15 protein-coding genes and 1 tRNA gene are annotated in these 14,386 nt (G+C 45.0%); all 16 read right to left on the bottom strand.

Features of this window, described 5'->3' with window-relative positions; genetic code table 11:
• Window positions 1-792 (bottom strand): TGS domain-containing protein (locus IJN28_01035; protein ID MBQ6712355.1); only part of this gene is annotated, 792 nt, incomplete at its 3' end.
• Window positions 793-1,108: 316 nt separating this feature from the next.
• A complete protein-coding gene (locus IJN28_01030) occupies window positions 1,109-1,873 on the bottom strand; it encodes a hypothetical protein (GenBank protein MBQ6712354.1) in 765 nt (254 codons plus the stop codon).
• Between the two features lie 106 nt (window positions 1,874-1,979).
• Complete coding sequence (gene ppk1 / locus IJN28_01025; GenBank protein ID MBQ6712353.1) at window positions 1,980-4,115, bottom strand: polyphosphate kinase 1; 2,136 nt, start codon at window positions 4,113-4,115, stop codon at window positions 1,980-1,982.
• A complete protein-coding gene (locus IJN28_01020; GenBank protein MBQ6712352.1) occupies window positions 4,105-5,013 on the bottom strand; it encodes a phosphatase in 909 nt (302 codons plus the stop codon). The genes ppk1 and IJN28_01020 overlap by 11 nt, the downstream gene beginning before the upstream one ends.
• 165 nt (window positions 5,014-5,178) lie before the next feature.
• Window positions 5,179-6,558: a sodium:solute symporter family protein gene (locus tag IJN28_01015; GenBank protein ID MBQ6712351.1), complete on the bottom strand. Its 1,380-nt coding sequence runs from the start codon at window positions 6,556-6,558 to the stop codon at window positions 5,179-5,181.
• A 92-nt stretch (window positions 6,559-6,650) separates the two neighbouring features.
• A tRNA-Val gene (locus IJN28_01010) sits at window positions 6,651-6,727 on the bottom strand.
• Between the two features lie 100 nt (window positions 6,728-6,827).
• The gene (locus IJN28_01005; GenBank protein ID MBQ6712350.1) at window positions 6,828-6,974 is read right to left on the bottom strand and encodes a hypothetical protein; all 147 of its coding nucleotides are present in this window, start codon (window positions 6,972-6,974) and stop codon (window positions 6,828-6,830) included.
• A 53-nt stretch (window positions 6,975-7,027) separates the two neighbouring features.
• Window positions 7,028-8,116, bottom strand: coding sequence for a C40 family peptidase (locus IJN28_01000; GenBank protein MBQ6712349.1), 1,089 nt, complete (start codon window positions 8,114-8,116; stop codon window positions 7,028-7,030).
• Window positions 8,117-8,149: 33 nt separating this feature from the next.
• Entirely contained in the window at window positions 8,150-9,196 is a 1,047-nt protein-coding gene (locus tag IJN28_00995; GenBank protein ID MBQ6712348.1) for a copper amine oxidase N-terminal domain-containing protein, read from the bottom strand.
• 75 nt (window positions 9,197-9,271) lie between these two features.
• Window positions 9,272-9,727, bottom strand: coding sequence for a DMT family transporter (locus IJN28_00990; GenBank protein MBQ6712347.1), 456 nt, complete (start codon window positions 9,725-9,727; stop codon window positions 9,272-9,274).
• A gap of 50 nt (window positions 9,728-9,777) precedes the next feature.
• Window positions 9,778-10,509, bottom strand: a complete 732-nt coding sequence (locus IJN28_00985; protein ID MBQ6712346.1) for a hypothetical protein — start codon at window positions 10,507-10,509, stop codon at window positions 9,778-9,780.
• A gap of 44 nt (window positions 10,510-10,553) precedes the next feature.
• Entirely contained in the window at window positions 10,554-11,177 is a 624-nt protein-coding gene (locus tag IJN28_00980; protein MBQ6712345.1) for a peptidoglycan-binding protein, read from the bottom strand.
• A gap of 64 nt (window positions 11,178-11,241) precedes the next feature.
• Window positions 11,242-11,844, bottom strand: coding sequence for a L,D-transpeptidase family protein (locus IJN28_00975; GenBank protein MBQ6712344.1), 603 nt, complete (start codon window positions 11,842-11,844; stop codon window positions 11,242-11,244).
• A 164-nt stretch (window positions 11,845-12,008) separates the two neighbouring features.
• On the bottom strand, window positions 12,009-12,722 hold the full coding sequence (locus IJN28_00970) for a 2-phosphosulfolactate phosphatase (protein ID MBQ6712343.1): 714 nt from the start codon (window positions 12,720-12,722) through the stop codon (window positions 12,009-12,011).
• Between the two features lie 148 nt (window positions 12,723-12,870).
• The gene (locus IJN28_00965) at window positions 12,871-13,545 is read right to left on the bottom strand and encodes an NAD(P)/FAD-dependent oxidoreductase (GenBank protein ID MBQ6712342.1); all 675 of its coding nucleotides are present in this window, start codon (window positions 13,543-13,545) and stop codon (window positions 12,871-12,873) included.
• An 81-nt stretch (window positions 13,546-13,626) separates the two neighbouring features.
• Window positions 13,627-14,386 (bottom strand): ATP-binding cassette domain-containing protein (locus IJN28_00960; GenBank protein MBQ6712341.1); only part of this gene is annotated, 760 nt, incomplete at its 5' end.

Here is a 14,386-nt window from a genome sequence, read left to right as displayed (position 1 = left end):
GAAGCCCGGGCCTTCTTCTTGGATGCTGAAAAGGTCAAGTTCTTTACCGAGTTTGCGGTGGTCGCGTTTTGCCGCTTCTTCAAGGAGCGTAAGATAAGCATCAAGGTCGGCTTTTTTCTCGAATGCCGTACCGTAGATACGCTGGAGCATTTTATTTTTTTCATTGCCGCGCCAGTAAGCACCTGCGATGCTCTGAAGCTGGATCGCTTTTACTTTGCCCGTTGTAAGAACGTGCGGGCCTGCGCAAAGATCGGTGAATTCGCCCTGCGTGTACATAGAGATGACAGCATCTTCGGGAAGGTCTTGGATAAGTTCTACTTTGTAGATCTCGCCTTTTTCTTCGAAGAAACGGAGTGCTTCTTCACGCGATACTTCTTTGCGTTCGATCGCAAGATTTTCTTTGACGATCTTGTTCATTTCTGCTTGGATTTTGCTCAAGTCATCAGGCGTGAACGGTTTTTCCATATCAAAGTCATAATAGAAGCCGTTTTCAATAGCAGGACCGATCGCGAGTTTTGCATTCGGATAAAGACGGAGTACCGCCTGTGCGAGAATGTGCGATGCACTGTGACGAAGTGCATGTTTGCCGTCTGCATCTTCGAACGTTACGAATTCGAGTGTTGCATTTTCAGTAAGCGGTTGGTTGAGATCAACCATTTCTCCGTTTACTTTTGCACCAAGAACTTGTTTTGCCAAGCTGTTGCTGAGCTGTTTTGCAAAAGCGATCGGCGTAATGCCTGCTTCTGCCTGACGAACAGCACCGTCTTTTAATGTAATATCAATCGTTGCCATAATCTTTTCCTCCAATTTTCTCTGTTTGCAAACAAAAACTCCCGATCGATCCAGAGACGAGCACATGGCCCGCGGTTCCACTCTGATTGACAGGGAGTCCTACTTTTCATTCTGTAACGACGAATAGCCGTCTCAGCCTACTACTGGTTCGGTGAGCAGTCTTGAAGGCGGTAATCTCAATCGCATCGCAAACGCTTCCAGCCAATGGCGTTATTCTCTGAGGCGAGTGGTGACTGACATCATGTCCTTCGCAATACCTTTATCTATATAATTCTTCTTTATTATAGTGAACGCATCTTATTATGTCAAGGCAGAATTACTGCAAAAATTGTTTCATGACCTGTACTTTGATGTTTTCAACAATATCTTCTGTTCCGACAAGTGCCGATTTTTTGATCTCAGCCGTTACAACAAGACCGAGAATCTTAACTTTCGGGAAATATTCGTCGTCGATCTTGAGATATGTCGGCGCACCGAACAAATGATCGATATCTTCTTCGTCCAAATAACCGCTTTTGGCTTTGTCACGCAAGATCGATTCTACGACACCTTCAAGAGAGTCGATGCAATTTTCTTCTTCATCATAGATGAACAGATATTTCGGATTACCTTTAAAGTTGATCTGTTTGTCGCCAATACCGAGACGTTCTTTTTCAGCTTTGATCCATTCACGATCAAAATTGATGTTCATGCGTTTTACGATCGGTTCTACGACCTGCTGAGCGATGCCTTCACCGACTTCGCACAATACGATACGCGATTTTTCCGCAAGCTCTTTAACCGCCGGATCCATGATCGGTTTTGTCAAAACGACACCGACGACCTGACCATTGATATCATTGGCAGAGGAAAATGCTTGGAAAAGCATTTTTTTTGTGATTTTTTCTTCATTATAATGCGATGCATCGATCAATGCCTGATATACGATATCATGCGATTTAAATTTCCAATACAGGTCTACTCTATGTTCGCAAGTTCTGCCTTCAACAAGAGCATCTCGCGTGATCTCTAATGTTTCAACCGACATATCACAATGGATAGTGGCGATCATATCTTCTATCAATTTATTTACTTCTTGCACAAAAACACCACCAGTTTTTTATTGTATCCTTATTAGTTTGACAAATCCGGCCAAATTCCTGTTTGCATCTTACTTTTAACGATGTTTTGTATCATATTTATCAAGTTTATTTCAATTTCGCCCGAATATATCGCCAAAAACCACGTTTCTCTCCATCAGTTTCCGCCTGAACTCTTTCTTTATTCTCTTTAACCGCCTGCTGCATAAATATCGTTTGACAATCAATATACTCCCGCCCGCTCGCAGCTCTTTTATACGTGCCGTCAGCTTGCAGAATACGCGCCTTGACAGTATCGGCAAGCTGACAAGTCAGCATCTCTATGATCTGCTCTTTGGCGCTTGTATCCCTAACAGGGCATGCGATCTCCACACGTCGCTCGGTATTGCGCGTCATCAAGTCTGCAGACGATAGATATATCTCTGTTTCCTCGCCTTTACCAAACAAATAGATGCGCGAATGTTCCAGAAATCTGCCCACGATGCTTCGTACCGTGATATTGTCCGTCTTACCACGCACCTGCGGTAAAAGACAACAGATACCACGTACAATAAGGTCGATGCGAACGCCTGCCGACGATGCTTCACACAACTTATCAATGATGACTTTATCTGTCAACGCATTCATCTTGAAGATAATTCTTCCACCCATACCACTGCGTGCACGAATGATCTCTCGATCAATATATGCTAATAACCGTTCTCGCAATTCTCGAGGTGCCACAAGCATATGCGCATAATGACCGTTCAAATTTCCTACACCCATGTTCTGAAAGAAAAGTGCCGCCTCTTTTCCGATCTCTATGTCTGTTGTAAGTAAAGAAATATCAGTATACATTCTTGCCGTTTTTTCATTATAATTGCCCGTTCCGACCTGCGTAATATATTGCAAACTACCTTGGCAGCGCCGACCTATCAAGCATATCTTGGCATGCACCTTGACCCCCTCTACACCGTACAGCACGCGACAGCCTGCCGCTTCCAGCCGCTCCGCCCAATCAATATTGTTCTGCTCATCGAACCTTGCTTTAAGCTCCATCAAAACAGTCACATCTTTGCCTGCTTCGGCCGCACCGATCAGATATGTTGTGAGCTTAGAATCCCGTTCCGCCAGTCGATAGACAGTGATCTTGATGGATATCACATCATCATCACACGCCGCTTCTCGCAATAATTCAGTAAATATATCAAATGTATGATACGGATAAAAAAGCAGCCTATCTCGTTTTTCTATCGCACGAATGATAGATTCCTTAGGCACATAAAAATCGGGATATTGTGGAACGAACACAGGATATGTCAATTCTTTTTTCACCCCATGCTCGACCATGTCGATAACACGCGCCACATAACTCATCTCAAGAGGCGACCGACCGATCCATACACGCTCTTTCTTCAACCGCAATCGTCTGATCAGCCCGCCAAGCAATTCGTCAGATAACCTTCTATCTACTTCCAATCGCACCGCCCGAAGTCTTGGTCGTTTTTTGAGAATCCGTTTCATATATGTCAAAAACGTACGATCTGCATCGAGAACATCATCATCAAGATTTAAGTCGGCACTGCGCGTAACACAAAAGACAGCTCGTTCTATGACGGAAAACCCCTCAAACACCATATCGGCATACTGCACTAATATATTTTCAAGCAGCAGATATCTCATTTCCGTTTCTGATACTCTTATCACACGCGGAAGCGAAGATACCATCGGTATCATGCCAAAATATTCTTTCTTGCTGCGTTTTAATCTGACTGCAATGTGTGGGACTTTATTCGCAATATGCGGAAACGGATGGTGGAGATCAATGATCTGCGGCGAAAGAAGCGGACGAATCATCTTATCAAAATATCTCTTGACATATACTTTCTCACCTTCCGTCAGCTCTCTCATAGATAAGTTGGCGATACCATATCGACGAAGCAGCATCTCTACCTCTCCATAGACACGATCTTTCGCTTGATAAAGTGATGCCATTCGCTTGCAGATAGCCTTGAGCTGTTCCTGCACCGTCATACTCGTCTTATTGTCGATCGGCTCCTTCTTGAGCAATGATAAGTCACCCAAACTGCCCACGCGCACCATAAAAAATTCGTCCAGATTGCTCGTGAATATCGAAATAAATCTCAGTCGTTCCAAGAGCGGAACACTTTCATCCTCTGCTTCTTCCAATACACGACGATCGAACATCAGCCAAGACAGTTCTCTGTTTTGCAGATAGCATGGCTCATTTTTTTTACACATCATCCCACGCCTCCACGACTTTGCAGTATAAGTATCCTTCTCGCACACCGCTTGCACTAACAAGGACTGTCTTTGCACCAAATACCTTGAGCAAAGTTTCCCACAAAATAATGCCCGTCATCATCGTTCTCACTCTGTCAGGTGCAACTTCCATAATCATATCGAGCCGTTTTTTATCGTTTCCGTCAAGTTGTTTGACAGCCTGTTTTAAATCCCTCACCGACATCTCTGTACACTTTTCTTCCCTGCCCATGTATTCATTTGTCAAACAGAGGATCGCCCTGATCGTACCGCCCACACCACAGATAACAGGATACGTACCTTGTATGGAAGGATACCGAGCCAACTCCGTCATCACACGCTCTCTGATCGCTTTTTTCTCCTTATCTGTCGGGAACAACCCTTTCACATATTCTGTATAAAGATTCAGCGCGCCGATCGGTATACTGCCGACTTCTTCGATCTTCTTCTCTCGATACACGACAAACTCACTGCTCCCACCGCCGACATCAATGAGCAGACCATCTGTCAGACCGACCGATTGTGTCGCCCCCACAAAATCAAATATCGCCTCTTTTCTGCCGGATATCACATCTACGACCAGACCTGTGCAACATCGTATCGCTTCAACAGCCTCTACTGTATTATAAATGTTGCGCAGAGATGCTGTCCCTAACACATGAAGCTCTGTAATCGAGAAATTCTCCAATATCTCCTTATACGCACGAAGCACAGCGCACGCCTTATCAATGCCTCTTGCACTCAATACACCGTCCTTGATATACGATGCAAGACCGACAGATTCTTTTTTATGAAGCAAACGCTTTATCTTATCGTTCTCCACTTGATACACCGATAATCGAATCGTATTCGAACCAATATCAATAACGCCATGCAGCATCCCTATACCTCCTCATATTGCCTACCGCGAATCCCCTTGCGAATTTTACATTCTATGTGTCACTATGCTTTCTTAGTATTTTCCGTTTCCGATAAGCTATGCGGTATGTATAAACAGAAAAAGAGTACAGATAATCTGTACTCTTTCATCATGCTCCTTATTACATTAACTTCGTTTTCTCATCATCACACCGAACGCTGCTATACTGCTGCCTGCAATGCCAAACAGGATCGGACTGACACTAACACCAAGTACCGCCGAACCAAGCGCAGGCATCAGACCGCCAAGCATCACAACGACTGCTTCGGAAGGTGTCAATCTTCTCGCACAGAACACAGCCAACGTCATCGGCACAATGATTGCCGAGGCACGAAAAGCCATCGAATAAAGATTGAGCGCAAGCACGAGTGCATCATAATAAATGTACGTCACAACTGACGCGGCAACGGTCACACCCAATACGCAAAGACGATTCATCGCAAGAAGTCTTTGGCTGCTAAGACGGCTGACGAATCGACTGAAGATGTCGCGCGAAAGCATCGTACCAACACCGAGTGCCAGTCCTGAAGAAGAACCAATAGACGATAACAACAATCCCATGATAGCTGCACCGCCGAGCCACGACGGAAGATATTCCATGAAATAAAGAGGCAACGCATTAACAGGCAGGATATCGGGGTGATAGACACGCATAAACATACCGATACAAACAGCAGGCAGACCTATCGGAATGACGATCGCTGCCGCAGTCAATGCACTGCTGACCGCAACAGTCGTCGTACGCGCCGAATATATCGCCTGGATATACGTCTGCGTTGTCAATATCCCTACCACAAGCGCGATCAAATCACCGATAGCCTTCCACGTGCCGATACCATCCATTCGAAGCCACGGCATGATAGGAAACAATTCACACATACCGTCGATACCGCCAAGCATCATATATGCCCCGTAACCACCGACCGACAGCGTACCATAGACCAATACCGTTTTTAAAATACCGACAAGACCAGCTCCGTTGATACCGCCGCCCCAGACGGCTCCGAGAATGATAAATGCCGTCAATAAGATACTCGGTATGATAGGCAGCTGAAATACTATTGAGAGCAGATGCACCGATGCCAAAAAACTCGCCACAATACTGAAAAATATCCCAATTGAAGACGATATACTCGTGATAAGCCCCGCCCTCTCACCAAAATGTCCGACGAGAAATTGCGCGATCGTCACCATCTTCTGTTTTCTAAGCGGTGCCGTATAAAAAAGTGCTAACACAATAAGACCGACACCAAGCCCCAGCGTAAACCACCATGCTGATATCCCGACACAGAATGCCAGTTGTGCCGTCCCGATCGTCGCCGACCCTCCTATCAACGTTCCAATAAGCGCACCCGTTACGATAGCACAGCTTGCTCGATGACCGCCTACACTGTAATCCTCCGCAGACTTTACCATACGCGCAGCGTATATGCCCGCACCAATCACAACAAGAAGTGTCACACACAAACTGATATAAAACATCAAATTCAAATCATTGCCGACCATCAACTATGCCTCTCTACCCTATATACTCATAACACCATTTATATTTGGAAATAAAAACGACCAATCAAATTGATTGGTCGTTACGTTTAAAGTGGTGGGATTAGGCGGACTCGAACCGCAGACCTCTTCGATGTCAACGAAGCGCTCTAACCAACTGAGCTATAATCCCATATGCTACTTTATTAATATATCATAAGTATCAGAAAAAAGCAAGCTGTTTATTAAAATTCTATGCTTGGAGACCGACGATTCTATAATATCTATATTTTTTACTCACCCATCTGCTCCAGATCATAATACAAACCTTTGAGCGCACGAAGCGATATTGCCACAGGACAATCAGGTGTACAGACTGGACATTTTCCACAAAGAAGCTCTACTGCTTCTATCGCTTTTTTCACATTTTCTTTTTGCATCACAATTCTCCTTACCTATTACAAAGACCGCTCTTATCGAGCGGTCTTATTCATTATAACGATTTTCCAAATCCGACGATCTCAGCAAAGTCCATCATCGCATTCTCGATCACGCGACCACGACCGGAACTCGCATGGATAACACGTCCGTCTCCTTGGTAAATGCCGACATGCGTTACACCTTTGTATGCGTATCTGCCACCTCCTGCAACAGCAGGATCATTACTTGGCGGCCATGCGTCGGTCGTATGATAGAACACCAAGTCGCCCGGTTTTAATTTATCCTTATCGGTAAATATACGTTTTTCTTTTTGATATTCGAGATATTGTCCGTCTGCCGTGCGATACCGCAATCGTTTACCGCACTCTGCCATCACATCTTTCGTGAACTGTCCGCAATCCGTTTCCAGTCGTCCGCCACTGCCACCGAGAATATACGGTGTACCGATATAACTTTTTGCGATCTTGATGATATTTTTTCGCTCTTTCGGCACATTTTCTTCTCGAAGCGTCAATTCCAGCGAATCAAATTGCTTGCTAAGAGGTTTTAGTTTTACCTCTTCTTCAGCCAGACGATTCTTCAATTTCACTTTTTCTGTCGGAGAAGCATCTTGAGCAAGCGATAGCTTTCTGCGCGCCAATTCGACTGCAACTTTCTGCATCTGATAGTTCATGATGATCTCGTTTTCTTTTTGTTCCTGCTTCGATATGCCCGATTGTTTTAACGCTGCTTTTCGTTTATCAATATTTGTTTTGGATGTGCTGGCATCTTTTTCATATTTATCACTTTTCGTTTGCTTTTTGGGCTTCTCTTGTTTCTTGTTTTTCGCTTTCTTCTCTTTTTTCTTTTTAGAGGTCGACTTGTTTTTTTCTTTCTTTTCATCCGCGGTCGACTTCACTTTGCTCAATTCTTTCGTATCGGTTTCTTCTTTGACCTCGATACGTTTGCGCCCATTGACATTCGGTTTGGGCGGCAGATTGGGCAATTCATATTTGAACGCAAGCGACGATCTCTCCACCGAAACATTACCGATTGCAAACGAATGGTCTATCAGACCATTCTGCAACACATTTGCTTCACCGATCTGGTTACCCAAGCAGATAACGATCCCAAGCGATAAAGATGCAATTATTTTTTTCAATCTTATCGCCTTCTTTCTCAATCAGATATCATATCAATAAGAGAAATCAGCGATACGAAGTCCGAGAAGCTGACTGAATACGGTCACCGGTACATACGTGATACCGTCGATCATCTGTGGAACATCATGGAGCTGTACTCTCATTTTTTGTTTGCTGTAATCTTTGCTTCCGATCTGCATGGCATAGTATTCCGCACCTCTCGATACAACGATGACACCACTGTCATGCCATTCGGTCTTATAACCGAGTGCTTCGGCCGCATCACGAAGAGAGAGGAATGTTGTATCGTCTTTTATAACGATATTGCCTGCTTCTTTCCCATGGATCCAGACCTTGCCTGCTTCTTTGTCAAGGCGCATATCAAAGGTATCGGGAAGCACCTGGCTTCTCGTAGCCGTCATTTTGGCAGGAATCGACATCGTCATCGTATCGCCCCATACAAGGAGATTCATACCTGCTTTGATATTGGGGATCTGCCCGCGATCATCCGTCGGGATCAATATCTCCATATCTTCATTCTGGTTGAGGAACGTAAGCCCGAGAGAGTCTTCGCTGATGACACGTTGTACATTAACGAATATACCGCGTCTTGTTTCTTTGCCGATAACAAGTGCGATCGCCTGTCCTTGCGGCGGAATACTGCGCGTTAAGGCAGGGCTGTAATATGCCGTTACATCATCACCTGTGGAGAGCATATCCCATGTCAAGATCTCGCCCGTTACACCGTTCAATAAGTACGTATCATCATTGATATTAAGTTCTACCGTCATCTGATCGTCATTGCCTTTGATGACAAAATGGTTATCGTTGATCTCATCGATCACACCGACAGTCGAGAGCAAGCGCACGACACGTTGTTCTTCGACCGCTTCGGTCGGCTGAACATCCTCGATAGAAGTCGGCAGCACAGCAGGCAAAGTTTTTCCTGTTACAGCTGCTTGTTCAACAGCTTGTACTTCTGCCGCTTCCGTCACTACTGCGGGAGCTTCTTCAATTTTATTATCGATTACTGCTTGCGCGAAAACACTTCCACCGCAAAGCAGGACACTTGTTATCATCATTGCAATCGTTTTTTTCATAATATCTAACCTCATTTACTTTGAAATCGTTTGATAAGCTTATTGTAACATAGTTTTCTTTGAAAACAATTAAATTCACATTCCGCGAAGTAAAAGTTTTGCTCCGATTGCCAAAAACGCTATCCCGATCCCCTGTTTCCAACCGAATGGTTCCGACGACAATCCGAATAAGCCGAGATGGTCTATCAAAACGGCCATACCGACTTGTCCGATAATGATGGCAGTCGTTGCATTCGCCGCACCGATCTTGGGAATACTGACAGCAACAAGATAGATGATAAATACACCTACAATACCGCCGAGATAGACATACCACGGCGCAGTCTGCATCTCTTCCCATGACAATCGTCCGAGCGAAAATCCAAACAACAAGATACTGAGCACGATAAGGCCCAGCAAATGTACGATAAATGTTGTTTCCCACGTCCCGATCGCTTTTCCGAGCGCACCGTTCATAGCACCTTGTACAGCCATCAACACACCCGATAGAAGTGCTAACAGAAGCGATACCATATCAGCAGAAAAATTCACACATACCATCCTTTACAGATTTTTTCCTAGTATGTGCTCTTTTTTTTCGATTATGCGGGGAAGTGCTTCGTGATCCAGTCAAGCAATTTCGCTTGCGTTTCTTCTATTCGAAGTGCAATATGATGGTCTGCTCCGTCTACGGCATACCACTCTTTTTCTCCGCCATATATCTCATAATTCGCTTTGCCTTCTTCTATAAGCACGATATCGTCTTGGCTGCCATGAATAAAGATAGCAGGTACATTCGGTATCGCATGCAAAACAGCGTTCATATCATACGACACCAAGTCATCCCAAAACGATCTCTCCAAGACCATATCGCCGTACATATCACGCACTTCTATGCGCCCGTTCGTCATCAATTCATCATAATAGTCACCGAGCGCACGTTTTATCGTTACCGTCAAACTGTTTGGCATCGCCCAGAAACAACATCCGACGATATCTTTCTCATTTTGCGCACAAACAGCAAGTGCCGAGCCGCCCATACTTCTCCCCATACCGATCACCGGCATACTGAATCGCGAACGCACATATGCCAGCACATCGCAAAGTTCTTCTACCTGCACCGTAAGCGGCATAAGTGGCGTAAAATCAAATCGAACAGTCGTATAACCTGCCTCAGCAGCCAGCTCTGCCATGCGAACAGCCTTACCACCACCGTCTTTTGAACCACGGAATCCATGACACATGACGAATACATATGGTTTCGCATTGCCTGTCGGGATATGCACTGCCGCCGCCAGCTGTCTGCCATGCGACGGAATAAAAAGTTCTTCCATCTATGTTGCTCCCTTCCATGAAAAATAACAGGCAATATTGCCTGTTATTCTAAAATCTGTATGACAATATCGCGACGTCCGAATTTCAATGCTTCTTTTCGTGTATCGAATGCCACATCTATTTTTTTACCTTTGATCGCACTACCGATATCAGCCGCAACGCCATAACCATATCCGGGTATATACAATTTCGTACCGAGCGGGATCTCTTTCGGATCGACAGCAACGATCCCTTTTCGAAGAAGCTGACCTGTCGATGTATATTTAGAACAATTCGGATCTTGGGACGAATATGCCGAAACATTTACTTTCAGTTCCTTTTTTACCTTACGAGGTGCCAACGTCGTAGATTGCAATTTTTCCAGCGTTTTGCTGTTAACGATACCGCTGACTTTTAACTTTTGATCGCGCTGAAAATCACGAACAGCATCTTCTGTATTTTTTCCGAAGACACCGTCTTCTACATCAAAATAATATCCTTTGACAGCAAGCAGATGTTGTACTTTTTTGACATAAATGCTTTTGTCGCCACGTTTTAAAACGCTGATCTTGATTTTTTCGTTATTGCTTTTCGCATATACCATCCCATCAATAGTCGTCATCGGCGAGAATATCCCGCACAAAAAGACTGCCAAGCAAGAAAGGACGATCAAGTGTAATTTTTTCAACGAAATTCACCACATCTGTTTTAAATTTGCTTTATTTTATCATAGCCCGGAACGCGCTGTCAAATCACTCCCTTGACGATGCCTCTTGTATCCGTCTTAATAAACTCTCATCTGCAATTCCCGTTTCGGGAAGACTCCATTGTCGTTGCAGCGCCTTAACAGTTTCCTCCAATCCTTTGCCGTATCTGCCGTCAGCTCGCCCGCTCAAATAGCCCATTTCACGTAATCTTAGCTGCAAGGCAACGACAGCTTGCCCTGCCATCGGATACTGTAATCGCGTTTGTCCGAGAGATGTACGACCTTCTATCTTCACACTCGTACCGATCGGCACCCATTCAAACAGCTCTTCTACATCATTATTTTGCATTCGTATGCAGCCATGACTTGCCGATTCTCCGATCGACCATGGTTTGTTCGTGCCATGGATACCGAATGTTCCCCACGGTACATCAAGTCCCATCCAGCGTGTACCGAAACCTGTTCCCCAGTTGACATCCTTCCAGACGATATGCCATTCTCCGATCGGTGACGGTGTCGACGATTTTCCGATAGCGATCGGGTACCGCTTCCATACCTGCCCGTCAGAGAATAAAAGCAGCGTTTTCTCGTCTATCAGTATCCGAATACTGACTTCTCCGCTTGGCTTTTGCGTATCTGTCGATACCATCATGTCCGACTGATATGCAAAAGCCCCCATACCTATACAAAGAACCATCATTATACATAAAATGATGGTTCTGTTTCTCAATCTGCCGATTACTCGTACATACTTCATACCGTGCACTCGCCTCCTTTTTGATGTGTATGAGGAAGCACACCGAATATGAATCGTTATTTCGTTACTGTGATAATTCCATCTCGATAGATCGGAGCTACATCATAGATATCATGGAGCAAGCAGTGCGCCACATCATTTTCAAATCCACGTACCACCAAGTACTGACCATGCGACGAAGCTGTAACACGCGCTTCAAAATCCAGCGCACGATATCCTTGATACATTGCCTGTGCCGCGCTCGCTTTATCACAAAGTGTTGCAATATCAGACAATCTATCTGCTATCAAGCCTGCACAAAGCGTATCTTCCACAGAAAATCTGCGTTCCGTTCCCGCACATACGATAACGACATCGCGACCGTCTTCGCGAAGCGCACGGCAGACAGCCGCACAGCTTGCCAGCGATACGGTATAGATACATGGTGCCGCAAGCACCGTATTGAGCGCAAACGTGCCATTCGTCGTCGTCATCACGAGCGTCTTCCCACCGATCGCTTCTTTCGTATATTCAAACGGAGAGTTCCCGAGATCGAAGCCATCGATCAACACACCACCGCGCTCGCCTGCAAGGATGACATCACTCCCTAGTTCTTCACGTTTGGCAAAGGCTTCTTCGACTGTCTTGACAGGAATAATACCTGCACAACCGTTCGTGAATGCCGCCGCCATCGTAGTCGTTGCACGAAACACATCGATAACAACAGCCGTATATCCTCTATATTTTTCTGCATCATATTCTGCAGGAACAAAACATACATCAATAATCATCTTTGCATCCTTCTTTCTTCGATTATTCCGAAAATGAATCTTCTTCTATTGTAACGGAAAATACATCATTCGTAAATCGTTCTTCTTATTGTGTACATTATTATTTAAAAAAAGAAAAGACTGCCCCCGAAAAGGCAGTCTGTATTCTTCATTCTCCGAGAATTGCTTTTTTCACTTCATCAAGACCGACACGATCGATCATACGACCCAAACGCTCATGCGGCTTAGCCGTTGCTTTGTAATACTCAACGATCTTAGCAACAAGTGCCAATACTTCATCGTGCGTCAAGTCAGCTGCAATTTTGTCTGCCAAACGCGGAACTACGCCTGCGTTACCGCCGATCATAACCGTATACCCTTTCGGCGTTCCCATGATGCCGAGGTCTTTGCAAGCAGGTTCGGAACAAGAATTCTGGCAACCCGATACGGCAATTTTGAACTTGGACGGCAATGGCATACCGTGATACAATTTATCGATCTCAAGACCAAGACTGACGGCATCTTGTTTAGCACGTTTGCAGAATGTCGTTGCCGGGCAGATACGTACACTGCGCACGCAAGAACCAAGTGCATGACCCGGGCTCATATCCAAGTCTTTCCACACATCGTCCAAATCTTCTTCTTTCAAGCCAACGATCGCGATGCGCTGTGCTGTTGTGATCTTGAGTGCCTGAGCACCATACTTGTCTGCTACGTCTGCTAATTTACGCAATACGTTGCTGTCAAGAATAATGCCGCCCGGAATATGCGGTGCAACTGCATATGTAGTCATATCACGCTGTACGATAGCGCCTTTATCCAATCGATCTTTTTTTGCTGTCATTCAAAGTCATCCTCCCCATCATTATTGATTTTATTATATCATAGAATACGTTGCTAGTCTACTTTATTTCTAAAATTTTCTCTACCCGATTTGACATAATTTATAATAGATCCCCTGTTTCGCCATCAATTCCTCATGCGTACCTCGTTCGCGTATTTCGCCTTGTTCCATCACCAGGATACCGTCGGCCTCACGAATCGTTGACAAGCGGTGTGCTATCACAAGCACAGTACGTTCTTCTGCCGCACTTTCCAAGGCGCATTGCAGTCGATGTTCTGCCAGACTATCTATATTTGATGTCGCTTCATCAAGAATGAGCATATCGGCATCGCTCGCCAATACACGTGCCATCGAGAGTAATTGGCGTTCTCCTGATGACAGCGTCAATCCGTCGTATCCGATATCCGTCTGATATCCGCGCGGAAGTCTGTCTATCATCTCTGCGATCCCTGCTATCTGTGCCGCATGTATGATCTGCCTATCTTCCATTGAACGGAACAGCGCGATATTATCGGATACTGTTCCTTTGAACAGGTGGATTTCTTGGAATACCAATCCTATCGCACGACGAACCGATTCGATATCATATTCACTTAGAGGTCTGTTATTCAACAAAATACATCCTCGTGTCGGTTGATAGAATCCCAAAAGCAAGTGAATGATCGTCCATTTTCCTGCACCGCTCTTGCCTGCGATCCCCCAGAACTCGCCTTCACCGATACGGAAAGAAACATCGCGAATGACCCAGTTCTCACCTTCATAAGCGAACCAGACATGTTGAAATTCGATCGAACGAACTTTGTCGATCGGTTCACCGATACGTTTCTCGCCCGACTCGGTT

This window comes from Selenomonadales bacterium (assembly GCA_017442105.1).
In the GTDB taxonomy this organism is placed as follows: domain Bacteria; phylum Bacillota; class Negativicutes; order RGIG982; family RGIG982; genus RGIG982.
Note: the sequence above shows the minus strand (reverse complement) of the source record. Positions and strands in the feature narration are given on the sequence as shown.

Excerpts from the sequence above, each read along its gene's own strand:
- IJN28_00970 (MBQ6712343.1), bottom strand. The coding sequence starts at position 12,722 with ATGATTATTGATGTATGTTTTGTTCCTGCAGAATATGATGCAGAAAAA.
- IJN28_00965 (MBQ6712342.1), bottom strand. The coding sequence starts at position 13,545 with ATGACAGCAAAAAAAGATCGATTGGATAAAGGCGCTATCGTACAGCGT.
- IJN28_00995 (MBQ6712348.1), bottom strand. The coding sequence starts at position 9,196 with ATGAAAAAAACGATTGCAATGATGATAACAAGTGTCCTGCTTTGCGGT.
- IJN28_01020 (MBQ6712352.1), bottom strand. The coding sequence starts at position 5,013 with ATGCTGCATGGCGTTATTGATATTGGTTCGAATACGATTCGATTATCG.
- IJN28_00975 (MBQ6712344.1), bottom strand. The coding sequence starts at position 11,844 with ATGGTATCGACAGATACGCAAAAGCCAAGCGGAGAAGTCAGTATTCGG.
- IJN28_00985 (MBQ6712346.1), bottom strand. The coding sequence starts at position 10,509 with ATGGAAGAACTTTTTATTCCGTCGCATGGCAGACAGCTGGCGGCGGCA.
- IJN28_01015 (MBQ6712351.1), bottom strand. The coding sequence starts at position 6,558 with ATGGTCGGCAATGATTTGAATTTGATGTTTTATATCAGTTTGTGTGTG.
- IJN28_01005 (MBQ6712350.1), bottom strand. The coding sequence starts at position 6,974 with ATGCAAAAAGAAAATGTGAAAAAAGCGATAGAAGCAGTAGAGCTTCTT.
- ppk1 (MBQ6712353.1), bottom strand. The coding sequence starts at position 4,115 with ATGATGTGTAAAAAAAATGAGCCATGCTATCTGCAAAACAGAGAACTG.